This window comes from Microbacterium sp. P03 (assembly GCF_043556235.1).
In the GTDB taxonomy this organism is placed as follows: Bacteria; Actinomycetota; Actinomycetes; order Actinomycetales; family Microbacteriaceae; genus Microbacterium.
In genome coordinates this window covers 96,963-123,422 of the sequence record NZ_JBIGIM010000007.1, presented here as the reverse complement: position 1 = coordinate 123,422, position 26,460 = coordinate 96,963, and the positions used below count along the sequence as shown (strand labels likewise).

Genomic DNA, 26,460 nt, shown 5'->3' with positions numbered 1-26,460 from the left:
TGGATGTGTCGCGTGATGGGGTGTTGTGGTCGACGGTGGCGGTGGGGGTGGGTTCTGTGAAGGCGACGAACATCGGTTTCACTGCGCAGGCCTTGCGGTTCTTCCGGCTCACGCAGACCGGTACGGCGTTGCAGTGGTGGTCGGTGGGTGAGTTGACCGCAGGGTTGTATTCCGATGACTACTCCCTCAATGACACCTTGACCGCCCGGTTCGGTGTCAAGGGGGCCCAGTCGGTGATCGACGCGCATCAAGACACCTGGATCACCGAAACCGACATCGACAACATCGCCGCGACCGGGTTGAACTTCATCCGCGTCCCGATCGGATGGAACACGTTCCTGAACCTCGACGGGACATGGAAACCGAACCCGTGGGAGAAACTGGACTGGCTGATCGAGGAATCCTCTCAGCGCGGCATCTACGTCCTCCTCGATCTGCACATGGTGCCCGGCGGCGGATGCTCCTGGGGGAGTTGCGGCCGGATCGGCCCGTCTCCGAACGGGTTCTGGGGCAACCCGACCTACCAGGACTGGGTCCAAGACATCTGGGAGAACATCGCCGCCCGCTACGAAGGAAACCCCGCCGTCGCCGGATACGACCTCATCAACGAACCCCTCATCGACCCGGCAGAAGACACCGACGACCTGAAGAAGAAGAACGACTTCTTCGACCGGATCTACGACGCCGTCCGCGCGATCGACCCCGACCACCTCATCGTGCTCCCCGCGTTCCTCGGCATGGACTCCATCGCCGACCCCGACGACTACGGCTGGACCAACGTGATGTATCAACTCCACCCCTACGACATGTCCGCCCCGAAAGACTGGAACGCCCAAAACCAGCTCGTCACCAACGAACTCGCCGCGACCCCCCAACGACTCACCGACCCAGGCGTTCCCATCCTGAACGGCGAGTACTCCCTCTACTACAACGACGACGTCTGGGCCCGATTCATGGCCGGGATGAACGCGCAACACGTGTCCTGGTCGAACTGGACCTACAAAGTCCGCGGGCAAGCCGAAGACGCCTTCGGCTACTGGGGCATGTATTACGACAACCAGAACCCGGTACCGATCATCAACAGCGACGACCAGGCCACCTTCACCCGCAAACTCACCCAATTCACCACCACGAACTTCACCAGAAACGACCGCTTCGTCGAGACCGTGAAGAAATACGCCGGCGGACTCTCCACCTACAACCCCATCACCATCGACCCCACCGGATGGACCGCGACCGCCTCCACCACCGCCCCCGACACCACCCCCACCTCCGGCATCGACGGCATCAACAACACCGCCTGGACCAGCGGACACCCCCAAACCGGCGGCGAGTGGTATCAAATCGACATGGGCACCACCCACACCGTCGCCATGATCACCCTCGAAACCGCCCCCTGGGCAACCACCGACTACCCCCGCAGCTTCACCATCGACACCTCCACCGACGGCACCACCTGGACCACCACAACCACCGGCACCGGATACGGCTACAAACGCCCCATCACCATCCCCCCCACCACCACCCGCTACATCCGCATCACCCAAACCAGCACCACCACACACTGGTGGAACATCAACAACATCACCCTCCACACCAGCTACTAACCCCCACAGCAAACCAACAACGGAGCCCCGGGGCTGTCGTCCCGGGGCTCCGTCGTTGCCGACGCGAGGTCAGCACGTCGATAGCGTCAGCTCGATCCTTCGCTGCGAAGCTTCGAACGCGACCGTGAGCGCGAGCGGACGAATACTCCGATCGCCACCAACAGCGCGCTCACGGCGGCAAGGATGCCGACCGGGGCGACGAGACCGGTGACAGCAAGTGAGCCGTCCCGTTGACCCGTCTGCGTTCCGGCTACTGACCCACTGCCGCCGGTCGTGTCGGTGCCACCACCCGCGCCGGACCCTCCTCCATCGCCTCCGCCGCCGCCCGGGGTGGGCGCGGCGATCGCGAATGGGGCCGAAGCGGGAGAGATGGGGGACTCGCCCTGACCATTCACTGCGACCACCGTGGCGGTGTAGGTGCCGACCGGCAGATCGGTGATCGTGGTGCTCATGGCTACCGTCAGCCCGTCGACCACGGTGACGCTGCGCACAGGCGATGCCGGTGGGCCGGACGTACCTGCGGCGTCCCATACCTCGACGCGGTACGACGAGATCGTCGAGCCGTTGGCCGCCGGAGCAGTCCAGGACACTGCGGCAGAGGTTCCGGATGCCACGACGGTCGGCGCAGCCGGCGCAGATGGGGTGGTCGGCTTCGCGATGCCGATCGTGGTCTGCAACGGCAGATCGCGTGAGGAGCCGCCGACGGACAGCAGGTAGTCGCCGTCGATGATCTTCCACACATCAGCGTCCACATCCCACACGGACAGCGGGTTGTTGCTGGCCTCGGAATCGATGACCACCTCCACAGCGCGCTGCTCGCCGGCCGCAAGCTCGATGCGGTCGAACCCGACGAGACGCTTGCCGGGTTCGCTTGCCACCTCGGGGAACTCGACGTATACCTGCGGGATCTCCGCGCCATCGACTGCGCCGGTGTTCGTGACGGTGAAGCTCACGGTCGAGCGCACGGCGCCGGTGATCTCATCGATCGCGGTCGCCACGTTCAGAGCGGAGTACTCGAACTGCGTGTAGGACAGTCCATGCCCGAACTCGAAGAGCGGCTCGATGCCCTGCTCGTCGTACCATTTGTAGCCGACCTGAAGGCCCTCCGTGTAGTTCACCTGACGGATTTCGGTCGAGTCCGGTTCCCGCCTTGTGGATCCGTCAGCGAACGTGCCGGGGTACTGGTCGTTGTTGCCTGCACCGGTCGGCAGGTCGGCAGCCTCCCTCGGAAAGGTGACCGGCAGTTTCCCCGACGGGTTGACGTCACCGAAGAGCAGACCGGCGATGGCGTCGCCGCCCTTGTCTCCCGACCACCAGGCTTCGAGCACGGCCGGCACATCGTCGATCCACGGCATCAGCACGGGCCCGGCCGTCTCCAGCACCACGACGGTGTTCGGGTTCGCGCCGGCGACGGTGTCGATCAGTTCGTTGCCGCCCTTGAAGAGGTCGAGGGTGTCGAGGTCGAAGTACTCGCCGGAAAGGTTGAAGCCGAACACCACGACGACGTCTGCGCTGGCGGCCACTTCCGCAGCCTCCTCGAGGTCGGTGCCGTTGTTGTACACGACGGTGCTGCCATCCTGCGCTGCGCGGGCCGCGATGGCGTCAAGAGGAGCCGTCTGGTGGCAGTCGATGACAGCGTTGGCGATGGTGACTCCGAACAGCGGCGAGGTGCACACAGTGCGTGCACTCACACCCCCGCGGTCGTACGCGGGATCCGGGGTGATCTCGTTAGAAGCTGTCGGACCGAAGACGGCGATCGTCTGACCGGCGGTCTGCAGCGGGAGGATGCCGTCGTTCTTGAGCAGCACGGACCCCTTCTCCGCCATCTCCAAGGCCACAGCGTTGGAGCGTGTCGTACGCACGTCGGAGTAGCGGCCGGTCTCGGGGAGTGCGAAGTCCTGGATGCCGCTGGCGAACTTCGCTCGCAGCACCCGGAAGGCCGCTCCCCGGATCTGCTCTTCGGTGATGTCGCCGGACGCGAGGGCCTCGTTCAGCTTGGGCGGCGCGAAGTACAGCGGGAGGCTGAGCTCCTGGTCAAGGCCGGCATCGAGCGACGCGGCTGTCGAATGCTGAGCCCCGTTGTCGGTGACAGCGAACCCCTCGAAGCCGAGCTGATCGCGCAGGTTGGTCTTGAGCAGATCGGGATTCTCGCAGGAGAAGATGCCGTTGAGCTGGTTGAAGCCGCACATGACGCCGGCGGGGTCTGCATCGAACGCGATCTCGTACGGCTGCAGGTAGAGCTGGTGGAGAGTGCGCTCGTCGATGTTCGACGAGCTCGCCGCTCGATCCAACTCTTGCTGGTTCCCGACGAAGTGCTTCAGGACGGAAGCGACAGGCTGACCCGGGTTGCTTTCCCGAAGGGATCGGATCCACTCTGCGGACAGGGTGCCGGCCAGAAGCGGGTCTTCTCCTAAGTACTCGGCGTTTCTGCCACCCCAGGGGTGGCGAACCAGGTCGATGCCAGGCGCGAAGAGCGCGTTGTACTGCTGCTTCCAGGCTTCGTCGGCCATCACCGCACCTTTGGCCCCCGTGAGCTCCACGTCCCAGCTGGCCGCCTGCGCGACCGGCACCGGGAATGCGGTGGTTCCGGTGCCGTACGCGACGCCCCACGGGCCGTCGATATCAGCGTTGAACTGCACGCACGCCGGGTGCTCCGGGTAGGTCACCGGTGGCCCAGGGGGCTGGCCCAGCCCGCCGGCCGTATTGAACTCCGTGAACATGGTGTCGTTGGCAGCGGCCTCATTCAGCCATCGCATTTGCTGTTCGACCGACGACGCGTCCAGCAGCAGATTTGCACGTTCTTCTGGGGACTTCTCCGTGTCGGTCCACGCGCACGCGGGATCGGTGGGAGCCGCCTGTGCCGACGAGGCAGCAAGCGATTGGCCGGTGAACGCGAGGAGAAGAGCAAGCGCGGCCGCGGCCCCTCCCCTGATTCTTCGTGCGGTGAGCGGCGCGGGCGTCATCGCCTGCGAGGGATTTGCGGGGGTACGCGACATGGAACGTGGTCTCCTATGGATCCGCTGCGGTGGGACCCACACGAGGAGGGCGAGTGCTGGAGGGCACTTCGGCTACTCGCCTCGGGACGCAGTTGAGGGTGTGGGGCTTGTCAACTGCCGCCCCTGGTGTGCTCATAGTATTTTCCCAGGCAGATTTTGTCAACCGGTCTACACTCGCAAGATGGCACCCGACTCAGAGGACCTTCGGCCGCGTAGGTCAGACCTGCCGACATCCGTCATCACCAGTGGGTCTTGCCGCGGGTTCACCCTTCTCGCTGCCGTTCTCGTCGCATCGCTGTTGACTTCATGCGTCCCGTTCACGTCGAACCCGGATTCCCGCGGTCTCGGCAAGGATGACTTCCTCAAGGCCAGCGGTAGCGTGTTGAAGACGGACGCCGGGGCGGGTGAGGTCACGAACCTTCGTGGGACGAACGTCGGCGGCTGGCTTGCGCAAGAGGACTGGATGTCGCCGCTGGGCGAGTTCGCCATCGACCGGACGGGATGGTCGACAACCGCGTCCACCGGCACGGGAGTGGACGCCGTCGACGGATCCCTGGCCAGCGCCTGGTCAACAGAACTCGGCCAGGCCGGCGCCGAGTGGTTGCAGCTCGACCTTGGTGCTCCTACCCTCGTCGATCGCGTAATAGCCGACGTCGGCAGCGTGGAGGGGCACTATCCCAGGGCGTTACGTGTTGAGACTTCGGCGGACGGCTCAGCGTGGGTGGACGTGGCCGAGGTACGAGGCCTCGAGAGTGTGATGACCATCAAGTTCGTCCCGCAGACGGCGCGGTTCGTTCGCCTGACGCAAACCGCGACGGCCGACGAACCCTGGTCGGTCGCGGAGCTGAACTTGTTCTACGATCCGGTCCTCAGCACTCGTGGACAGTCGGCGACGGCATCCCACCCGCATGGCGGGGCGCGGGACGCGTCCATGGCGGTCGATGGGGACGTCACGACAGGTTGGCAGAGCGGCGTCGCTCAGTCGCCCGGTCAAGCTATCACGGTCGACTTCGGCCGAAGCATCCAGATGGATCGGGTGCTGGTCGACTCGGGTGCGGCGCACCCGGAGGACTTCCCGCGCGAATGGGAGCTCCAGACATCTGATGACGACGTCACTTACACCCCGGTCGCCAGCGGGTACGGCGAGAACCGAACCATTGAGGCGGATTTCAAGGCGTGGAAGTATGCACGCTATCTGCGGATCGTCTCCCACGGTTCGGCCCCACAGGGATGGTCGGTCGCCGAGGTCGCTGTCGCCACGGGGAACATCATGGACCGTGACGACTGGACCGCGGTGACGACCGACGGCGCAGATGCGGGGAATGCGCTCGACGGCAACGCGAGCTCGCATTGGTCGACGGGTGTCGCCCAATCTCCCGGCCAGTCGATACAGGTTGATCTTGGCGCTCTGGTCACGTTGAACAACGTCTCCATCGACACGGGGAAGAACGTGCCCGAGGAGAACGACTGGCCGCGTGGTTTCGTGCTGGATGTGTCGCGTGATGGGGTGTTGTGGTCGACGGTGGCGGTGGGGGTGGGTTCTGTGAAGGCGACGAACATCGGTTTCACTGCGCAGGCCTTGCGGTTCTTCCGGCTCACGCAGACCGGTACGGCGTTGCAGTGGTGGTCGGTGGGTGAGTTGACCGCAGGGTTGTATTCCGATGACTACTCCCTCAATGACACCTTGACCGCCCGGTTCGGTGTCAAGGGGGCCCAGTCGGTGATCGACGCGCATCAAGACACCTGGATCACCGAAACCGACATCGACAACATCGCCGCGACCGGGTTGAACTTCATCCGCGTCCCGATCGGATGGAACACGTTCCTGAACCTCGACGGGACATGGAAACCGAACCCGTGGGAGAAACTGGACTGGCTGATCGAGGAATCCTCTCAGCGCGGCATCTACGTCCTCCTCGATCTGCACATGGTGCCCGGCGGCGGATGCTCCTGGGGGAGTTGCGGCCGGATCGGCCCGTCTCCGAACGGGTTCTGGGGCAACCCGACCTACCAGGACTGGGTCCAAGACATCTGGGAGAACATCGCCGCCCGCTACGAAGGAAACCCCGCCGTCGCCGGATACGACCTCATCAACGAACCCCTCATCGACCCGGCAGAAGACACCGACGACCTGAAGAAGAAGAACGACTTCTTCGACCGGATCTACGACGCCGTCCGCGCGATCGACCCCGACCACCTCATCGTGCTCCCCGCGTTCCTCGGCATGGACTCCATCGCCGACCCCGACGACTACGGCTGGACCAACGTGATGTATCAACTCCACCCCTACGACATGTCCGCCCCGAAAGACTGGAACGCCCAAAACCAGCTCGTCACCAACGAACTCGCCGCGACCCCCCAACGACTCACCGACCCAGGCGTTCCCATCCTGAACGGCGAGTACTCCCTCTACTACAACGACGACGTCTGGGCCCGATTCATGGCCGGGATGAACGCGCAACACGTGTCCTGGTCGAACTGGACCTACAAAGTCCGCGGGCAAGCCGAAGACGCCTTCGGCTACTGGGGCATGTATTACGACAACCAGAACCCGGTACCGATCATCAACAGCGACGACCAGGCCACCTTCACCCGCAAACTCACCCAATTCACCACCACGAACTTCACCAGAAACGACCGCTTCGTCGAGACCGTGAAGAAATACGCCGGCGGACTCTCCACCTACAACCCCATCACCATCGACCCCACCGGATGGACCGCGACCGCCTCCACCACCGCCCCCGACACCACCCCCACCTCCGGCATCGACGGCATCAACAACACCGCCTGGACCAGCGGACACCCCCAAACCGGCGGCGAGTGGTATCAAATCGACATGGGCACCACCCACACCGTCGCCATGATCACCCTCGAAACCGCCCCCTGGGCAACCACCGACTACCCCCGCAGCTTCACCATCGACACCTCCACCGACGGCACCACCTGGACCACCACAACCACCGGCACCGGATACGGCTACAAACGCCCCATCACCATCCCCCCCACCACCACCCGCTACATCCGCATCACCCAAACCAGCACCACCACACACTGGTGGAACATCAACAACATCACCCTCCACACCAGCTACTAACCCCCACAGCGAGAGTGTTCACTGGCCGCGGGTCCGACGTTCGAGCCGGTCGGGCGGAGTTTCTAGCTGGGTGTCAGGCGGGTGAATTCGTGTCGGCCGGGGCCGACGCGATGCTGCTCGCCCTGGGGGAGACGGACCTCGGCGACCGTGTTCGCGGGCACTGTCACCGTGTAGTGAACTTCTGTACCCGTTCGCTTCCAGGCGCTGCTGACTTCCCCATAGGGACTTGCGAACGTCGCCCGCGCCGACGTCAGCGTTCCTCCCGGCACCGGTGCGATGAGGAACCGATTCTCACCGTCGACGCGGATGCCTGCGACGGTGTCGAAGAGCCATTGGCAGACCGCTCCGGGTGAGTAGTGATTGTGGCTCTCCTTGCCTTCCCAGTCCTCCCAGACCGTGGTCGCACCGGCCTTCACCTCCGCGAGCCAGCTGGGTGCATCGGTGTTCTCGATCATTCGGTACGCGACGTCGGCGCGGCCCGCGTCCGTCAGGGCCGGCAGGACGAACGGAGTGGACAGGAACCCCGTGCCGATGCGGTACCCGCGGGCTTGCACCGCATCCACCAGCCGTTCTTCGAGACGTTCCGCGGTGGCGCCGTCGACGAGCCCGAGAGCCAGCGGTCGCACGAGTTTCGCCTGGCGATCACTGTCGATCGCACCGCCGCTGACGAAGAGGTGGTTGTAGGCCCGCTTCGCCCCGTCCGCGTACTCCCGGTAGAGCGCAGCATCCTCGCTCTCGTCGAGGGTGTTAGCGATCTCGGTGAGATGCGCCATCGTGTAATGCAGGTACGCGGTGGCCTCCTCCGCTCGGGACGGGCGCGACCGTGCAGACACCTCGTCACGGATGTCTTCGGGCTCGAGCCACTCCCCGAGGTGGAAGCCCTTCTCGTAGACGTACTCATCGAAGGGGTTGGATGCTGCGGCGGCACGGTTCTTGTGGCCGGTGCGGTCGATCATGAATCGCGCGTATGCGCGCATCATCGGATAGAACTCCCGGATGATGTCCTCATCGCCGTAGCGTTTCCAGAACCGGTACGGCACGAGCACCATGGCGTCCGCCCACCCCACCGAGCCGCCCGTGGCGTCGTACATCATGGCGATGCCGTTGTAGGGCACGACCGCCGACACTTTGCCGGACTTCGCCTGGGCGTCTCGAAGGTCGCGGAGCCATTTTCGGTAGAAACTCGCGACGTCCATCAGGTACGCGGCCGTGTCGAAGAAGACCTGCGCGTCGCCGGTCCACCCGAGTCGCTCGCGCGTGGGGCAGTCGGTGGGAACGTCGAGGAAGTTGCCCTTCATGCTCCACCGCGTGTTCTCGAGGAAACGATTGAGGTCGAGGTTCGAGCACTCGAAGTCGCCGACCTGCTCCATGTCGGAGTACACGGCGATCGCTCGGAAATCTGCGGGGTCGACGTCGACGTCAGTCTCGATCAGCGCGTACCGGAAGCCGAAGACGGCGAACGCGGTCTGGTAGGTGGTCTCGCCTTCCACGCAGACCACCTCGACCTCCTGCTTCGGGGTCGGCTGCAGTTCCCCACGGAGCAGGCCGGGCTTCTGCGTCATCAGCAGCACTTCGCTCACGCACCCGAATTCTCTGACGGGCTTCTGCACCTGAAAGTTGGACTGGGTGAATTCACCGCGCTCGTCGAGGATCTCGCCCATGCGGAGGTGGATCCGTTGACCCGCGTGAGCGGTCACGGTGAACCCGACGAAGCCGGCGATGTTCTGGCCGAAGTCCAGGACACGCGCGCCGCTCGGGGTGGTGAGCAGACGGGGGGTGAACTCCTCCTGCTTCCGAGGAACGACGTTATCGGCCGCTGTGGGTGTGGGGCCGGCGGTGGCGAGACGAGCGCGCCCGTCGTATGTGGGAGCGAGGCGGGCGTCGAAGATCTCGCCGTCTTTGAGGTCGGCGAAGCGCAAGGGACCGTCGTTGCTCCAGGAGAAGGACTCATCGCTGGAGACCGTCTCTCGGGTGCCGTCGGCGTGCGTGATCTCGAGTTGCGCGGAGAGCGTGGTGCGACGGCCGAAGACATTGGTCGGCCCGAAGCATCCGATCGATCCTCGGTACCACCCGTCGGCGAGCCGCAGGTCGAGCGTGTTGTCTGCAGTGATCAGGTCGGTGACGTCGTAGGTCTGGTACTGCAGGCGGTGCCGGTAGTCGGTGCTGCCGGGTGCGAGCTCGACGTCGCCCACGCGGCTGCCGTTGAGGTGCGCGTCGTAGACGCCGCAGGCGGTCACGTACAGCCGGGCCCTCGTCACCTGGCCTCGGACGCGGAACCGCTTGCGGAAGCAATCCGCGGGGTAGCGGTGGTTCCTCCGGGGTGCGTAGTCCCCGGTGATCCATTGCGCGATCCAGTCACCGGGCTCGAGCAGGCCGAGCTCGAATCGCGAACTGCTCGGCGGCCCCGGGGTGTCAGTTTCATCCCACAGCGTGAGGCTCCACTCCACGAGGTCGCGACTCTGCAGCGGCGAGCCCGCGTACTCAAGGTGAAGCATGCGCGAGGACAGCACTTTCCCGCTGTCCCACACGGTCTCACCATCACGCTCGGCGACCACGCGGTAGGCGCTCTGCACCAACCCCCCTTCGCAGTTCCACGAGAAGCGCGGCGTGCGAGTACCGAGTCCGAGAGGTGCGTCCAGGTATTCGGTGCGCAGGCGGATCGCTCTCATGAGACCAGCGGCCGAAGCACAGCCGACCACGCGCGGTAGCCCGCGCCGTTGAGGTGGAGGCCATCGAGCGTGAGGTGCGAAGTCAGCGCGCCGTTGGAGTCGGCGAGCGCCGGCCACAAGTCGAGATAGGTCACGTGCTGTTCTTGAGCCAGGTGGCGGTATCGCCGGTTGAGGTCGGTGATCCGGTCGCGGAACTTGGCGTTACGCGGCATGACACTCTGCAAGAAGATTTCGGCAGCAGGAGACGCACCCCGGATCCCGTCGAGGATCTGCGTGACGCGACCGACGATGACGTCGGGGCTCACCTTCCAGCTCAGATCATTCGTGCCGATGAGGATGAACACGCGAGCGGGTGCGCCCGCGACCGCGCTGGACAGTCGCGCGAGCACACCTTCCGTGGTGTCGCCGTCGATGCCGCGGTTGGCGACCGAGACCTCGGGGAACCACTCATGCCACAGACCGCCCGCGGTGATGCTGTCGCCGATGAAGACGACCTCCGCTGGTGATGGCGCCAGTTCTGCGAACTGCGATGCACGCATGTCATGCGCAGGTTGGATGAACCGTCTCACGATGAGTTTACCGATCAGTGACATGGTCCGCTCAGCCTTCCTGCAGCGACTCGAAGTCCTCGGGACTCCATTCGTCGATCCAGTCGATGAAGGGGCGGTCCCCGTCGAACCGGATCGGCAGCCAGACGTAGTCGGCGATCGCGGTGTTCTCGCCGTTCGCCAACGCCATCATTTCGACAAGGTCGGCACCTCCGCTGACTTCCGGCATCGGCCGGCCCTGCATCCGGGCGGCGACCGCGTCGAACACATTCGGGATGTCATCCGGCAGCTGAGGAAGCCACCGATCCGCGAGCGCGATGTAGAGATCCTTCTTCGTCGGATGCTGGAACACCGAGCTGATCTGCGAATGGAAGGAAGTGCGCGATGGGTCGCCAGGATGGGCGTCGCCGAGGACCGTCCAGGGGCCGTGGAAATCTGTGGCGCTCGCGAACTCGGAGGGGTTCGGGAAGTAGCCGGTGGTGCTCGACGTGACGAGGTAGTGCCGTCCATCGCGGGTGAAGTACGCGGGGGCCTCGCGGTTGAACGGCGGCCCCGGGTGCGGGAAATGCACGCTGTGCTCTCCGGTGACATCCGTGTAGTCGTCGGTGAGGTCGGCGCAGATCGTGTCGGTGTGCACTTTTTCGAAGTAGTAGTACGCCTTCTTCGTGGCGGGGTCCACGACGAGGTCGAAGTCTCCCGCATCCATTCCCAGCGGTCGCAGACCGCTTCGCACGATGTCGTAGGGCCCGAGGAGGGTGTCGGCGGTGAGCACGGTGGAGGCCTGCGTGTCGTCCTTGTTCATGATCTTCAGCCAGCACACGTATTTGCCCGTGAGCTCGTTGTAGATGATGTGGGGTCGATCCATGCTCTGCGCCGGGTGCAGCGGTGAGTCGGGATCGTCGAGCACGGGCGGGATGATGAGGCCGCGGTCTTCCCAGTTCACGAGATCGGACGAGGTGTAGGCGCGCACTCCCCAGTGCCAGTTGCCGCTGCCCGGAGTCGTGTGTTCCTTGTTCTCGCCGTACCAGGTGAAGACGCCGTCCTGGTGGAAGATCGAGCCTCCGTGTGCCTGAATGCGGTTGCCGTTCGTGTCGAGCCAGGTCTGACCCGGTCGGATGGTGCGTGCGGTCATGGTGTTCTCTTTCGAAATGGTCAGAAGACCGACTCGCCGCCGTCGGAGGCCAACAGTGCTCCGCTGACGTTCACCCCGTCGTCGCTGAGAAGGAAGGCGATCGACGCGGCAAGCGCCTCGGGAAGAGCGAGCGGGGCATCGGCGATGTGCTCGTTGAGCCGGGCTTGGCCGAACTGGCTGGTGGCGCCGGGACGCATTCCGGTGAGCGTGCCGCCGGGAGCGACCGAATTGACCCGGATGCCGAACTTCTCGTACATGTAGGCGGTGCTGCGGGTGATGCCGAGGACCGCGGTCTTGGACGCGGTGTACGCGAGGCCAGCGGATGACCCTCGGAGCGCCGCTTCGGAGGCGATGTTCACGATCGAGCCGCGTCGCGCTTCGATCATCAGGGGGATGACGGCTCGCGTGAGGCGGATGACGCCGAAGACGTTCACGTTGAAGACCCGCTCGAGCACGATGTCACTCACCTCGTGGATGGGTGAGAAGTCGTCGATGATGCCCGCGACGTTGGCCAGCGCGTCCGCGCGTCCGTGTGCGGAATCGATGATCCGGGCGATGTCTCCGGAGTTCGTGATGTCTGCGGCGACTGCGGTGATGTCGGCGTCGGGGAGCGATGAGGCGAACGCGTCGAGGCGATCCTGGAAGAGATCGACGGCGATCACGCGGCCTCCCTCACGCGCGACACGTGAGGCGACCGCCCGTCCGATTCCGGATGCTGCGCCCGTGACGATCACCGTCTTGCCGGTGAAGCGACCGGTTGTGATGACTTCGGTCCAGCCCAGACCGGTGACGGCGTCCGGTTCGGGAACCTCGCCACCGTTGACCTTGCTCTCGAGGGATTCGACGAGACCCGCGGGTGGTTCGCCCCCGGCGGAGAGGAGCCGTTCGAGGGGGATGTTCCGCATGAGTCCGAGGGCGGAATCGTCGATTCCCGCCTGGCCGGCGATTCCCGCGACGATCTGCGATCCAACCGGGTGCGCGAGCCACGCGCCGATCGTGCTGCGGGCGGAGAGAAGAGGCGTTGTATCGGTCACGAGATGGTCTCCTCGAGGTCGGCGGGTTCGGTCTGGCGCGACGGATCGACAGGCGTCGGCGTGTGGACGGCATCCTCCGGTTCGCTCTTCAGCCGGAGCGTCGCGGTGCCGTGGTGGGCGGATCGGACGGTGACGGTGACGTCACCGGACGCGATCCCACCTCGGATGATCGCGAGGGCGCGGCCGCCGGAGGTGGTGTGCTGGTCGTCTGCGAAGGACTCCTCTGTCGATGTCGCGGCGTTGCCGAGCCCCGCAAGGGTTGCCGGGCCGGCGATCGACACGGTGACCTCGTCGGCGGCGCTGATGTCGACCACGCCGGCCCCGTCCGCGAGTTCGATCCAGACGTAGGCGAGGTCGTCGGGCCCGGCCATCGTCGTGGTCTCGGGCCGGAGTGTCAGAGAAGGGGTGAGCGAGCTGCGCAGCGAGCTGCGACCCAACTCGACACCCTGGACGTAGCCGACGGCGACCAGCTCACCGGGCTCGTAGGTCGTTCGGAACCTTGTCAAGAAGTCCACACGCAATCCGGCCTTCTTCCGGCCGATGGACCGGCCGTTCAGGAGCAGTTCGACCTCGTCGGCCGCCGAGTAGACCTCGATGTCGGCCGCACCGGTGAAGCCCCGCCACGACCAGCTGCTGACCGCATCCGACGTGCGCCACGGAGATCTGTTGGCTCGCTGACCCTGACGATCCATGGGCCGGACGGCGATTCCGGGTGTGTTCGAAGTTCCCCACACGGCCTGAGCGAGCAGCGCCGGCACTCCGGGGAGTCCCGTGATGTCGAATGCCCCCGGCCCGGCCACGAGCGCGGGGTACGGCTTGTTGATGCTGCCGGGGTCGTCGCCGTAGCTCCACGCACCGATGCCCGCTTCGCCGAGGTAGTCCCATCCCGTCCACATGAAATCGCCGATGACGCCGGGTACCGAGGTGACGCGCTTCCAGATGGCGGGCAGGTCGCCGGGCATCGATTCGCTGCCCACGATCACGCGCTCGGGGTAGCGCTTGCGGTCGGCCTTGTATCGCCCGAACGCGTAGTTGTACCCCGCGACGTCGACGACGGCGAACGAGTCGCGGCTCGCCTTGTCTGCGGCGGGCAGGCGTGACGCCAATTCCATGATGCGTCCGAGCTTCGCCGTCACGAGGTTGGCGGCGGTGCTGGTCGCGTCCTTCTTCGGCCTCTTCTTGCTCTTCTTCTTCTCTCCTCCGGCGTCCCCGGCGTAGTTCTCGCTCTCGAAAGGAGAGGAACCCCGGCTGGCCATCATGTTGAGGAGCAGGTTGACCGCGAGCGTCGTCGGCCGAGCGGGGTCCTCCTGTGAGAAGAAGGCGTCGATGTCGCGTGCGGCGGTCACTCCGGTATCCGTCGCCGTCTCCGCGATCTCGTTGCCGATCGAATACATGATCACCGACGCGCGGTTGCGGTCCTTCGCGATCAAGGCCGCGGCATCCGCCCGCCACGTCTGCGCGAACCGGTCGGCGCCGTCGTGAGAGGTCTTGTGCTTCAGCCAGACGTCCGTCAGTTCATCCATCACGTAGAGGCCGAGCTCGTCGCAGGCATCAAGGAATGACCGCGACAACGGGTTGTGCGCGCTGCGCACAGCGTTGTATCCGGTCTCCTTGAGCAGTCGCGCGCGACGGCGCTCCGAGGCCGCGAACGTGGCCGCACCGAGGATGCCGTTGTCGTGGTGCACGCACGCCCCCCGCAGCAGCACGGTCTCTCCATTGACACGCAGCCCGTGGCGCGCGTCAACCTGCACCGTCCGCAGCCCGGTACGGATTCGCCTCTCATCGACCGGGTCGCCGTCGACCGACAGGTCGACCCGGACGTCGTAGAGGTCGGGATGATCCGCCGACCAGAGCTGCGTGTTCCGGATCGTCACGGGGAAGGTGATCTTCCCTCCCGCGGGCACGGAGGTCTGTTCGTGCGCGACGACGACACCGTCACGGGAGATGGTGACCGCCGCGGCCGCACCGGCCGGGACCTCTCCGTCGATGTGCACGGTGACGTCGACCGCAGCACCCGATGGTGCGATCGATCGCGTGACCACGTGCACGCCATCGCGGGCGATCCGGGTCGCGCCGACGGATTCGAGCCATACCGGACGGTAGATGCCGGAGCCGGTGTACCAGCGGCTGTTCGGCACGTCGGTGTTGTCGACATGCACTTCGATCGTGACCCGATCGCCGGGGACGATGTCGCCGAGAGTGACGGCGAACTCGCGGTATCCACTGTCGGAGGTTCCGACCTCGCGGCCGTCGAGTGTCACGCTCGTGATGCCGTAGACACCCTCGAACAGCAGGCTGTGGGTGCGGTGCCCGGCATCATCGGGGACCAGCCACTCCTTGGCGTAGACATAGCGCCCGCCGGGGAAGAAGCCACCATGGTTGCCGGTCGCGGCGTCCGGTGAGCGTGTCTCGGCGATCATGGCGTCATGCGGCAGCCGAACGGGCACGGGCACTGCCGCTGAAGCTTTCCGGAAGGTCCAGCCGTCGGTGAACAGGGTGGTGGTCATGCTTGACCTCCCGGTATCGCGCGGTCGGCGGCCACGGTGATCGTCGTGGCGAGGTCCGCCGTGGAGTCACCGCCCACCCAGATGTCGATCGTGGTCGCGTCCTGGATCCAGCCGCGCGTCGCGGCGCTCCAGTAGCGCAGCTCGGCGGGCCCGAGATCGAAGGTGACGGTACGGGTCTCCCCTGCCGTCAGCGGCACCCGTTCGAACCCCTTCAGCTCGCGGACGGGACGTGACGAGGTGCCGTAGCGCTGGTGGATGTAGAGCTGCACGACGTCGTCGGCGTCACGGTCGGAGCTGTTGGTGACGTCGACCGAGACGACGACCGTTTCTCCGACGCCGATGTGATCGCGGTCGACGCGCAGCGCCTCGTAGCGGAACGTTCCGTAGCTCATTCCGTGCCCGAACGGATAAAGAGGAGTGGATGCCTCGTCCCAGTACCGTTCGCCCTGCGCGTCGGGCGCGAAACTGCGCAGGTGGGAGTAGATCATCGGCACGTGGCCGACGTGGCGAGGCCAGGTGAAGGGAAGCCGTCCGGCGGGCGAGACGTCGCCGAAAAGGAGGGCGGCCACTGCCTCACCACCACGGGACCCGGGATACCAGGCCTGGAGGATCGCGGGCACGTGCTCGTCGGCCCAGCGGAGATCGAGCGGTCGACCCGACATGACGACGAGCACGACGGGGGTGCCGGTCTGGACGATCTTCTGCAGCTGTTCGAGTTGACGTCCCGGCAGCTCGAGGGTCGACGTCGACGCGTTCTCGCCGATCTGGTTCTGTCGTTCACCGACGACCACGACCGCGACATCCGCCGTCGTGGCGAGCGCGACGGCACGGGCGATCTCTGCGTCGTCGTCATAATCCACGGGGGTGTTGGCGACGGTCGGGTCCTGGCGGTCGAACATCGACGGGAAGATGCGGGCGGGAATGCCGGCTCCCGGCGCGTGATCGACCGTGATGTCATCGCCCGCGCGGGTGCGGATGCCCTCGACGATCGTGACCGTCTCGGCGGTATCGTGGTCGAACACCCACGGCCCGAGGGTGTCGCGCTTGCTGCCGGCGAGTTGACCGATCACAGCGATCGATCGGAGCGCCTCTTCTCGGAGCGGGAGCGCCGAATCGTTCTTCAGCAGCACCGCAGAGCGCTCGGCGACGGTTCTAGCGAGATGGCGATGCACCGGCGCGTCCAGGACGGTCGCAGTGACGCTCTCGTCCACATAGGGGTTTTCGAAGAGGCCGAGTCGGAACTTCGCCGTCAGCACGCGCCGCACCGCGGTGTCGATGACGTTCTCGTCGACCCGACCTTGGGCGACAGCATCCGGCAGCGTGTGGAACGCCGGGTCGAACATACACATCTCCATGTCGAGCCCTGCGGTGATGGCCCGTGCGCCGGCGTCGAGGGGGGAAGCGGCGAAGTGCTGCGTCTCCAGCGACCTGACTGCGTTGGCGTCAGAGACGACGAACCCGTCGAAGCCGAGCTCGTCCCTCAGTACATCGGTGAGCAGCCAGGAATTACCGCTGGCAGGTACGCCGTTCAGGTCCATGTATGCGCTCATGACAGTCGCGGCCCCCGCGTCGATCGCGGCCTGAAATGGCGGGAAGTAGACGTTGCGGAGTTCGGAGTCCGAGATCTCGGCGTCGTCGTAATCGCGCCCTCCGCGTGCGGCTCCATAGCCGGCGAAGTGCTTCGGAGAGGCCAGCACGTTCTCCGGGCCGAAGTCGCCCTGGAATCCCCGGACCTGCGCTGCGGCCACCGCCGACCCGAGAAAGGGGTCTTCACCGGCACCCTCGATGATTCGTCCCCAGCGGGCGTCGCGCGCGATGTCGACCATCGGCGCGAAGGTCCAATGGATACCCGCGGACCGCGCTTCACGTGCTGCGACGATCTGGGCTGCCGTGATGGTCGCCGGATCCCACGTCGCCGCCTGCGCGATGGGCACGGGGAAGACGGTGCGGAAACCATGGATGACGTCGAAACCGAAGATCAGCGGGATCCCGTGCCTGGTGCCGTCCACCGCCAGCTTCTGCAAGCGATTCGCGACGGAGGGCTTGGTGACGAATAGCGCCGAGCCCGCGGCTCCTGCCCCGACGGCGGCCTCGACAAGCTTCGGCTGTCGAGCGAATTCCTGCGCCTCGGGGGGGAGCGAGGTGATGTCGAAGTCCGCGGGGAGTTCTCCCATGCCTCCGAAGTAGAAGTACTGCGTCAGCTGCCCCACCTTCTCCTCGATGGACAACTGGGAAAGCAGGTCTTCGACTCGCTCTGCGACCGTCCGGGTCGTGTCGCGGTAGGTGGATGCCACGTCAGCGCACCGACTTGATCCGCAGGATCAGGATGCCGCCGACGATGGTCAGCACGGCCGCCGCGATGTAAAGGATGACGTAGTTCTTCGAGTCGCCCGTAGCGCCCACGAGGAGCAGCAAGGATGCGGCGGCGGGCGCGAGCGCCTGAGGCAGGGTCGTGGCGTAGGCGAAGATGTTGACGAATCTTGCGGCGTCGGTCTCCTTGGCCGGCAGGGTGTCCAGCATGAGGGCCTGATCGACCGCACCGAAGACGCCGATCGCGAGGTTCGTGATGAGCGTGCCGACGACGAGGATCGCAACGCTTCCCGCAGAGATCATCACGACGCTTCCCGCCGCGAAGAGGATTCCCGCCACCAGGATGAAGGGCTTGCGTCGACGAAGACGGTCAGACAGGAACCCACTGAGGAGTGCGCCCACGACGACGCCGAGGATGCCGATTCCACCCACGGTCGCGACGACTGCGGGAGTTTCGTCCACCGCGATGCCGAGACGGTCGGCGTAGAAGAATGCGGTGTATGTCGTGCTGAGCGTCAGGCCGAAGAAGAAGATCGCGCGTCCGAGCCAGTTCCACCCGAAATCGGGGTAGCGCTTCGGGTTGAAGACGAAATTGGCCAGGGTGGTGCGGAGTGTCATCGGCTCTTCACCCGCCAGCGAGCGGCTGTCGATCTCGTGAGCGCCGATCAGGATCGGGATGAGCAGGACGACGCCGATGGTCGCGGGGACAAGCATCAACGCGACGGGGTTGGCCGAGACCATACCGCCGATGACGGCACCGAAGACGGGCGCGAGCCCTGTCATCGCCCCGGTCAGCCCGGAGACCTTGCCGCGCTGGCTTTCCGGCAGCTTGTCGGCCATCAGGGTGGTGAGGTTGTTGAGGACCTGGCTCCAGCCCAGCTGGGCGAGCACCCATCCGATACCCAGCACCAGGATGTTCGGGGCGAGACCCATGATCGCCAGCGCGATGAAGCCCACGACGATGCCGCCGATGATCCAGGGGCGGCGGCGACCGATGCGCGTCTTCGTGCGGTCGCTGAGCTGTCCGGCCAGCGGCCCGAAGAGCAGTGATGCGAGCGCGCCGACACTCAGGATGATGCCGAGGTACTCGGAGTTGTCGGGCGCGAGATTGTCCACGCGAAGTGCCAAGGAGATCGCGATCGGGGTGACGAACGCGATGTAAGCGCCGAACACCCCGACCACAAGGGCGGTGATCCACCGGGCCTTCGCTTTGGGCAGTGCCGGAGCCCCGGTCTCAGAGCCTTCGAGCAGCTCACCGACTCCGCGGGCGGTCTCAGCGGCCGGAACGATGGGCGATTGGTCGGGCGTGCTCATGAAGACTCCTTTGTCGGCGATGGCGGGTCATCCATCGAAAATAGGCAAGACCCACCAATTGATGATCAGGTTAGCCGCGACCTGTCTGAGGTGCCAGAGTCGGCCGCCGCCAATACTGTATATAACTGCAACATTGGGGTAAAGTGCGTCACATGTCCACTCCATCAACACGTGGTCCTTACGCGAAGTCAGCTGTGCGCCGAGTAGAGATCGCCGGCGCCGCGCTGCGCCTCATTCAGCGCGACGGCCACAGCCAGCTGACCGTCTCGCAGGTGGCGGCTGACGCCGGTGTGAGCGAACGCGCACTCTTCTACCACTTCCCGACGCGCGACCATCTTCTGGTCGCGGCACTCGAGCTGTCCGATCGGGCCACGAGCGATGACATCGGAAGCCGCGACGACGCACAGCTGGGTGATGTGGATCAGGTGGTCGCCGCCCTCGCCCGCCTCGACGCCGGTCACGTCTGGAAAGTGCGCCTCATCACGTATCTCAGCGCCCGCGCGCAAGAAATAGGCCACCCCGCTCATGACTACTTCGTTCAGCACAACGCGCAGGCGATTGAAGGCTTTGCCAACATGCTCCGCCACCGCCAGCACCGTGGCCTCGCGCATCCTGACCTCGAACCCGAGGCCGTCGCCCGAAGGCTTGTCGCGGTGTGGGACGGCCTGCAGGCGCAGTGGCTCGTTGCGCCGTCGTTCGACCTTGCCGAAGAGATCACTGCGGCGTTCCGCCAGCTCAGCGGCCAGAACGTGATGGAGGCCCGACAGGTGCTGGAACGGGCCTTCGCGACACCCTGATCTACTGCGAACGCGGTAGTCCTGGCGGTCTGGATGCACGATTCGCTGACGTCAGGTCCTCGAGATCCTGGAGTTCGACCTTGCTTCTCGAACTCGAAGGATTCCTCATGTCAACTTTTCTGTCCCATGTCGGGCGGTTCAGCGCCCGGTTCCGGTGGGTGGTGGTGGTCGCCTGGTTGGTGATCTTCGCTGCGCTCATCGGTGTCTTCGCCATCGGCAGCAACTCAAGCTCTGGTGAGAAGGCGGACTCCTCGATCCCCGACTCCCCGGCATCGCTCGCCCTCGAGCGTATGAACCACGAGTTCCCCGTCGGCGCCAGCGCCGACGGTGCCGCCTTGAAGCTGGTGTTCCACCCCGACAGCGGCGACGTCGCTGACCCGGCAACCGCCACAGATATCGGGTCGCTTCTCGCCGACGCCGAGAGTCTTCCGGGCGTGGCATCGGTCAGCAACCCGCTGGATGCCGCTCATCCCTCCATCTCCCAAGACCGTTCCCTGGCTGTTTCCACCGTCTCCTACGGCGACCTGACAGCCGACCAACAGAAGGAGTATTACGACGCGGCCCTCGACCTGCAGGAGAACGCCCCACCCGCTCTCGGTGTCGAGCTGGGCGGGAACCTCGTCCCCATCGGCGCTCCCGCACCGGGCATCGGTGAAGGGGTGGGCGTGCTCATCGCGTTCGTGGTTTTGGCTCTCACGTTCGGTTCACTTTTGGCCGCAGGCGCCAACCTGCTCATCGCCGCGTTCGGTGTCGGCGTCGGTTTGATGGGCATCCTCGCCTTCGGCTCCATCGTCCCGATCAGCGACAACAGCATCATCCTGGCTTCCATGCTCGGCCTCGCCGTCGGCATCGACTACAGCCTGTTCATCCTGTCCCGCTTCCGCAATGAGCTCCGCAGCGGCAAAAGTGTGGACGATGCGATCGCCCGGGCGACCGGTACCGCCGGGACAGCCGTTGTGTTCGCCGGACTCACCGTGATCGTCGCGCTGGTCGCCCTTCTTGTCGCGAACCTCAGCTTCATCACAGAGATGGGGATGGCCGCCGCATTCGGTGTACTCATCGCCGTGCTTCTCGCCCTCACGCTGCTACCCGCCCTCATGAGGTTCCTCGGCATTCACGCGCTGTCGAAAAAGCACCGTACAGCTTTTCAACGCGGTGAACTGTGGTCCGAAGGCGAAAAGCAGAGGCGCGGCGTCATGCGTGGATGGGGCAGCTTCGTCGTGAACCGCCCGATCATCTCGCTGCTCGCCGGCGTTCTGATCCTCGTGATCGCGGCCCTGCCGATGCTCAGCATGAAGACGGCGTTCAACGTCCCCGGAGGTGCGGACCCCTCCTCTACGGAACGCGCCGCCTACAACCTCGTGCTCGACGAATTCGGTGGTGTGCAGAGCCCGCTGATCGTGCTCGCAGAAGGCGATGACATCGCCGCTCAGACCGCGACCATCGAAGGGGACCTCGCTGCCCTCGACGGCGTGCAGCAGATCACCCCCGCAGAGATCAGCGCGGACGGCACCTTCGCCCGCATCATCGTGATCCCCGAAGGCGGCCCGATCGACCAGTCGACGAAGGACATCGTGCACAGCATCCGAGACGATGCCGACGCCACGGCCGGCGTCCACCTGGAGGTCACGGGCGAGACGGCGATCGGTATCGATCAGGATGCCCAGCTGATGCAGGCGCTGATCAAGTACATCATCGTGATCGTCGTGATCTCGATCGTTCTGATGATCGTGCTGTTCCGATCGCTCCTCATCCCGCTCGTGGCAACGATCGGGTTCCTTCTCTCCGTCGGCGCCTCCTTCGGCGCCAGCGTGGCCGTCTTCCAATGGGGATGGCTTGACCCGCTCATCGCCGCCCCACAGGGCGACCCGATGCTGTCTCTGCTCCCACTCCTCCTGGTCGGCGTGCTGTTCGGCCTCGCGATGGACTACCAGGTGTTCCTCGTCTCGCGGATACAGGAGATGCACCGCAAGGGCATGGATCCGAAGGGCGCGATCCGTGAAGGGTTCGCGCGCTCCGGCCCCGTCCTGGTCGCGGCCGCCACCATCATGATCGTGGTGTTCGCCGGATTCGCGACCAGCACATTCGCGATCGGAGCCTCGATCGCCTTCGGCCTGATGGTCGGAGTCGCCGCGGATGCATTCATCGTGCGGCTCGTGCTGATGCCCGCACTGTTGTCATTGCTGGGAAAGTCCGCCTGGTACCTGCCGAAATGGCTCGACAAGATCCTCCCGGACGTTGACGTCGAGGGTCACTCCCTCGAAGCCACAGCACGAGAAGAGGAGAAGCAGCCAGCCCTCGTCGGTTGAGCTGCCCGTCCTCGAGCGGGGCCGCTGCCCACACGGCAGCGGCCCCGCCTTCCGTCAACGAACATCCACGCGACCGCGTGGGCAGGCCCGCCGCCGCACTACTGCGGATGGACGATAACGGTCGATCCGACGAGACGACGAGCGTATCGAGCACTCGAATCAAGATTGATACAAGCAGCCGGTGAAGGTCACTCGGCTCGTAGGAAGGGACACCCCATGAACACTTCGACCACCACCCGCCAGATCCTCGCCGCCTCGTTCGACACCTCCGATGGCAGCACCCGAGCCGCATCGGCCGTGCTCGGCGCCTACCCCGGACGAATCGCCAACACTGCTGTTCTTCACGTGAAGGCCGACGGCACACCGCACTTCGTCGAATCCAAGGACTGGGGCCCCGGCCGCGGTGCGCTGCTGGGTGGCGCGATCGGCCTCATCGGCGGCCCCCTCGGGGTTCTGGCCGGCGGCGGAATCGGTGTGCTCGCCAGCAAACTCCGCGACATGGGCTTCAAGGATGCGCAGTTGAAGACGCTGGGAGAGTCACTCTCGCAGAACGAATCCGCGGTCATCTTTGAGATCGCGACCGAGAGCACTGCCGCGGCGCAGGCGCTGCTCGCGACGCTCGGCGCTCGACAGATCGTGACCGAGCCCGTCGGCGCGGACGTCGCCGCACTGTTCGCCACCGCTCCCGAGCCGATGGTCGTGGACGAGACCGCCATCTAGTGGGGCGGGTTGACTCCCCCAACGAAGAAGACCTGGCCGAACCGGCCAGGTCTTCTTCGTCTTCGACCCAGTCCCTTGTCCGGAAAGGCTCAGCTTTCGGCGGCCAGGCCGGCCCGGTACGCGAAAGCGACCAGCTGCGCGCGGTCGCGTGCGGCGACCTTCGCCATGGCGCGGTTCGCGTGCGTTTTGACGGTGAAGGGTGAGACGAACATCTCCGCGGCGATCTCATCGTTCGACAGCCCTCGCGTGACGGCGACCACCACGTCGCGTTCACGGGGCGTGAGTGCCTCGAATCGTCGAGCGATCGACTCGTCGATACGTTGCGCGGGGGATTCGGCGACTCGTGCGATCGCGGCGGCGGCGGCGCTGGCGGACAGTGCTCCGCCCCCCGTCATCACGTCGGTGATTGCGGCGATGAGCTCCGTCGGTCCCACGCCTTTGCCGAGGAATCCGTTCGCGCCGGCGCTGAGAGCGGCGTATACGTTCTCGTCGTGCTCGAACGTGGTGAGGATGATGATCCTGATCTGGTCGGCGGTGTGGGTACGACGGATCCGGGCAGTGGCCTCGACACCGTCGATTCCCGGCATCCGGATGTCCATCAGGATGACGTCCACCGAGGTCGTCTTCAGGAGGTCGATCGCGGCGAACGCGTCGCCGACGTCGGCGACGACCTCGATCTGCGGACTTGTGGAGATGATGGTCCGAAGCCCTGTCCGGATCATCTCCTGATCGTCGACGATCAGTACCCGGATCATGTTGTGCTCCTTATGGTCGGCAATTCGACGTGGACCCTGAACGTCTCGCCGGAGTGCGTGATGTTGATCGTGCCACCCGCAGATTGTGTTCTCTCCCGCATGCCGACGATGCCGTACCCGATCCGGCTGACGTCGGTACCCGTCGAGATCACCGACGTCTCATTCTTCACGTCGATGAGCAGGCGCTCGTCCGTGGAGCTGATGCCCATACGAACTGGTCCGGTGCTGTATTTGCCCGCGTTGGTCAGTGCCTCCTGCACGATCCGGTACGCCGCGGCGGACACATCCGGATCCAGCCCGGGAAGCACCGTATCGATATGCGCCTCGATCAGGGCGCCAGCGGCGATCATGCGCCCGACCAGGGACGGAACGTTTTCGATCAGAGGAAGTTCAGACCGCTGATCGGGCTCCGCGCCACTCTCACGGAGAAGATCAAGGATCTGCTGAGTCTCCTTCAACGTGCGTTGCAGCCCCTCGCGAGCTGACCGCAGAGCCCGGCGAGCGGCGTCAGCCTCGGCGGGGAGGCTGACCTCGGCTACCCCGACGTTGATGTTCACGACGGCCAGTTCGTGTCCGACGACGTCGTGCAGATCTCGCGCGATCCGCAGACGTTCGTCGGTCACCGCCTGCCGCAGTTCGACGGCCTGAGCTGCGGCGAGATCCGTCGCGCGCTGACGCGCTGCGTTCCATGACTCCGTCTGCAGCCGGACGACGCTGCCCGCGGCGGCCGCCGCGACGACGAAGGTCGCCGCCACCAGAGCTGTCGGCGCTGTGAACTGTCCGCCTTCGCGGTAGACCAGGGCGAGATAGAGAGTCGATGCTGCCGCCGCCGTTGCGGGGAGGACGTGCCGACCCTGCTTGGCGAACAAGAAGATGGAAAAGACCGTCACGGTCCAGATGCCGACGTACTCCGCAGCGAAGAGCGCGCTGGCGACTCCTCCGGCTGTCGTAAGGGCCAAACCCACCCAACGGGCACGAAAGATGACCAGGAGTCCGAACGCGGACAGCCCGAGACCGAGGTAGCCGAGTGATTCTTCACCAGCGATCAGCATCACGCTGAGCTCGGTGACGAGAGCCGCGCTCGCCGCGATCATGACCCCGCTCGACAGAAGCGGACCGCGGAGGAACCAGGACGGCTTCGGCCACGCTACGTCGGCGGGGGCTGTCTCGGAACTCATGGTGCTCATCATCGGGCATCACCGCCCTGAACTCGTCGTCCGGACGCATCGGGGCGGCTACTGCAGCCGCAGTAGTAGCGGTTCACGTCCCGACTGACCATCCCGGCTCTACGCCGTACGGATGACATCGGTTCATCCCTGCGCATGACGTCGCCGAGAGGTCGGAACGCGAGGCTGGGAGCAACCCAGAACCACCCACCATGAAGGAATCGACATGACTGAGCATCTCCCCGTACAGACCACATCACCGAATACCCTGACGGTCGGTGACCCGGCCTACAGCCTGCTCGCCTTCGTTGCGGGCACGCTCGTCCAGGTCGGCACGCGGGCGACGACGTACATGAGCAGTCTTGCCCTCGCTCCGGCGGCCTCGACGAGCGCGGCGGTGACCTCGTGAGCGTCGCGACCGTCACCGAGCATGCCGGTGACCGCGCGCTGGCCGTCATATTCGGCATTGCCGAAGCGGGCGTCCTTCTCGTCGGCGGCGCCGGGATGGTGGCCGTCGTCATCGTCTCTTACATCGTGCGGCTCTCACAGGAGGCCGCGGAGCGGCGGCGGCACGGCCGCGCCGCTCGCCTTGCGCTGCTGAGGCCGGCGGAGGCAGCGTCTGTTTCGTCCTGACCAGTCCCGACGTGGGCGCGTAGAGGAGTGGGCGTGCGGTTCGAGGAGTTCGGCATAGCCAAGGTCGCCGATGCGCAGCCCCGCTGACGCGGACCGTCGACGCGACACGCGTGTCACCGACCCGCGATCAGCGCCGCGAGAGGGTCGTCATTGCAGCTCGGATCAGCGACTGCACGGTGCCGTCGGGCGCTGACGTGGCAACCGCCTCGCTCACGGCTCGGTCGGCGTCGCGCTTGTTCCAGCCGAGCGACTGGAGCGCGACGACCGCCTCCCCCTGTCGAGAGCTCACGGTCGCATGATCGACATCCTCGTCCTCGGACGCGTTCAGGGCACCGAGCTTCGGGCGCATCGTCACGAGGATCATCGATGCTGCGCGCGCTCCGACTCCCGGTACCTTCCGCAGCGTCGGCTCGTTCCCACGTCGAATCGCATCGACGAGTCCGTCGTGTCCCAGAGTCGCCAACGCGGCGCGTGCCGTCTTCGCGCCGACTCCCGGAGTGGCGGTGAGCATCTCGAACAGGTCCAGCTCGTCCCGGCTGGCGAATCCCGATAAGTGCATACCGTCGGCCCGTTTCGTGAACACGGTGTGGAGCAACGCGCGCTCACCGACGACCAGGGTCGACGCATGGGACTCCACGAGAAAGACCTCGAGGCCGATCCCGCCGACATCGATGACGGCGCGGTCGCGGTCGACAACCAGGACGGTACCGGCAAGAGCAGAGATCATGGCGAAGCTCCAAGTCAAATGATGACTGGAGGTTTCAAGCCTCGGATCTTCGCGCAGAACGCCCGACCGCCCCAAACCGAATCGGGCAGGGCATCAGCTTATGCGACCTTCCTCGATCTGACATGGCGCGCACCTGCGGGAT

At 65.4% G+C, this 26,460-nt stretch carries 18 protein-coding genes; 7 read left to right on the top strand and 11 right to left on the bottom strand.

All coding sequences use genetic code 11. The annotated features are described in order from the left end of the window. Positions 1–1,607, top strand: a 1,607-nt coding sequence (locus ACFXOO_RS15580; RefSeq protein WP_394564058.1) for a cellulase family glycosylhydrolase, incomplete at its 5' end; no start/stop codon positions are given. A gap of 86 nt (positions 1,608–1,693) precedes the next feature. Here ACFXOO_RS15580 and ACFXOO_RS15575 read toward each other — a convergent pair. Continuing rightward, on the bottom strand, positions 1,694–4,603 hold the full coding sequence (locus ACFXOO_RS15575) for a glycoside hydrolase family 3 C-terminal domain-containing protein (protein ID WP_394564057.1): 2,910 nt from the start codon (positions 4,601–4,603) through the stop codon (positions 1,694–1,696). A 298-nt stretch (positions 4,604–4,901) separates the two neighbouring features. Here ACFXOO_RS15575 and ACFXOO_RS15570 point away from each other — a divergent pair, with 298 nt between their 5' ends. Next, a complete protein-coding gene (locus ACFXOO_RS15570; protein WP_394564060.1) occupies positions 4,902–7,697 on the top strand; it encodes a discoidin domain-containing protein in 2,796 nt (931 codons plus the stop codon). Between the two features lie 62 nt (positions 7,698–7,759). Here ACFXOO_RS15570 and ACFXOO_RS15565 read toward each other — a convergent pair whose 3' ends face one another. The 7 genes from ACFXOO_RS15565 to ACFXOO_RS15535 all read right to left on the bottom strand — a co-directional run bounded on the left by ACFXOO_RS15565 (position 7,760) and on the right by ACFXOO_RS15535 (position 19,211). Continuing rightward, complete coding sequence (locus tag ACFXOO_RS15565; protein WP_394564056.1) at positions 7,760–10,366, bottom strand: family 78 glycoside hydrolase catalytic domain; 2,607 nt, start codon at positions 10,364–10,366, stop codon at positions 7,760–7,762. Continuing rightward, entirely contained in the window at positions 10,363–10,905 is a 543-nt protein-coding gene (locus ACFXOO_RS15560) for a GDSL-type esterase/lipase family protein (protein ID WP_394564055.1), read from the bottom strand. Before ACFXOO_RS15560 ends, ACFXOO_RS15565 begins: the two co-directional genes overlap by 4 nt. 61 nt (positions 10,906–10,966) lie before the next feature. Then, a complete protein-coding gene (locus tag ACFXOO_RS15555; RefSeq protein ID WP_394564054.1) occupies positions 10,967–12,046 on the bottom strand; it encodes a family 43 glycosylhydrolase in 1,080 nt (359 codons plus the stop codon). A 20-nt stretch (positions 12,047–12,066) separates the two neighbouring features. Beyond that, the gene (locus ACFXOO_RS15550) at positions 12,067–13,080 is read right to left on the bottom strand and encodes an SDR family NAD(P)-dependent oxidoreductase (RefSeq protein WP_394564053.1); all 1,014 of its coding nucleotides are present in this window, start codon (positions 13,078–13,080) and stop codon (positions 12,067–12,069) included. After that, positions 13,077–15,587 (bottom strand): glycoside hydrolase family 2 TIM barrel-domain containing protein, encoded by a 2,511-nt coding sequence (locus ACFXOO_RS15545; RefSeq protein WP_394564052.1) that lies wholly within the window; start codon positions 15,585–15,587, stop codon positions 13,077–13,079. Before ACFXOO_RS15545 ends, ACFXOO_RS15550 begins: the two co-directional genes overlap by 4 nt. After that, entirely contained in the window at positions 15,584–17,881 is a 2,298-nt protein-coding gene (locus ACFXOO_RS15540; protein WP_394564051.1) for a glycoside hydrolase family 3 N-terminal domain-containing protein, read from the bottom strand. Before ACFXOO_RS15540 ends, ACFXOO_RS15545 begins: the two co-directional genes overlap by 4 nt. Position 17,882: 1 nt before the next feature. Then, a complete protein-coding gene (locus tag ACFXOO_RS15535; protein ID WP_378843697.1) occupies positions 17,883–19,211 on the bottom strand; it encodes an MFS transporter in 1,329 nt (442 codons plus the stop codon). A gap of 152 nt (positions 19,212–19,363) precedes the next feature. Between ACFXOO_RS15535 and ACFXOO_RS15530 the strand changes: the two genes are divergently transcribed. The 3 genes from ACFXOO_RS15530 (at position 19,364) to ACFXOO_RS15520 (ending at position 23,037) form a co-directional block, all read left to right on the top strand. Next, positions 19,364–20,008, top strand: a complete 645-nt coding sequence (locus ACFXOO_RS15530; protein WP_394564050.1) for a TetR/AcrR family transcriptional regulator — start codon at positions 19,364–19,366, stop codon at positions 20,006–20,008. Between the two features lie 107 nt (positions 20,009–20,115). After that, the gene (locus ACFXOO_RS15525; protein ID WP_394564049.1) at positions 20,116–22,317 is read left to right on the top strand and encodes an MMPL family transporter; all 2,202 of its coding nucleotides are present in this window, start codon (positions 20,116–20,118) and stop codon (positions 22,315–22,317) included. A gap of 216 nt (positions 22,318–22,533) precedes the next feature. Next, a complete protein-coding gene (locus ACFXOO_RS15520; protein WP_394564048.1) occupies positions 22,534–23,037 on the top strand; it encodes a DUF1269 domain-containing protein in 504 nt (167 codons plus the stop codon). An 89-nt stretch (positions 23,038–23,126) separates the two neighbouring features. On the opposite strand, the gene ACFXOO_RS15515 is transcribed toward ACFXOO_RS15520, so the two are convergent. Both ACFXOO_RS15515 and ACFXOO_RS15510 read right to left on the bottom strand, forming a co-directional pair. Next, positions 23,127–23,792 carry a response regulator gene (locus ACFXOO_RS15515; RefSeq protein ID WP_378843705.1) on the bottom strand — a complete coding sequence of 222 codons (666 nt, stop codon included), beginning with the start codon at positions 23,790–23,792 and terminating at the stop codon, positions 23,127–23,129. Then, positions 23,789–24,970, bottom strand: coding sequence for a sensor histidine kinase (locus ACFXOO_RS15510; RefSeq protein ID WP_394564047.1), 1,182 nt, complete (start codon positions 24,968–24,970; stop codon positions 23,789–23,791). The genes ACFXOO_RS15515 and ACFXOO_RS15510 overlap by 4 nt, the downstream gene beginning before the upstream one ends. Positions 24,971–25,184: 214 nt before the next feature. On the opposite strand from ACFXOO_RS15510, the gene ACFXOO_RS15505 reads away from it, so the two are divergent. Continuing rightward, positions 25,185–25,367 carry a hypothetical protein gene (locus ACFXOO_RS15505; protein WP_378843709.1) on the top strand — a complete coding sequence of 61 codons (183 nt, stop codon included), beginning with the start codon at positions 25,185–25,187 and terminating at the stop codon, positions 25,365–25,367. Continuing rightward, positions 25,364–25,591 (top strand): hypothetical protein, encoded by a 228-nt coding sequence (locus tag ACFXOO_RS15500; RefSeq protein ID WP_394564046.1) that lies wholly within the window; start codon positions 25,364–25,366, stop codon positions 25,589–25,591. Before ACFXOO_RS15505 ends, ACFXOO_RS15500 begins: the two co-directional genes overlap by 4 nt. A gap of 127 nt (positions 25,592–25,718) precedes the next feature. Here ACFXOO_RS15500 and ruvA read toward each other — a convergent pair whose 3' ends face one another. Beyond that, the gene (ruvA, locus tag ACFXOO_RS15495; protein WP_394564045.1) at positions 25,719–26,318 is read right to left on the bottom strand and encodes a Holliday junction branch migration protein RuvA; all 600 of its coding nucleotides are present in this window, start codon (positions 26,316–26,318) and stop codon (positions 25,719–25,721) included. Between the last annotated feature and the right edge of the window lie 142 nt (positions 26,319–26,460).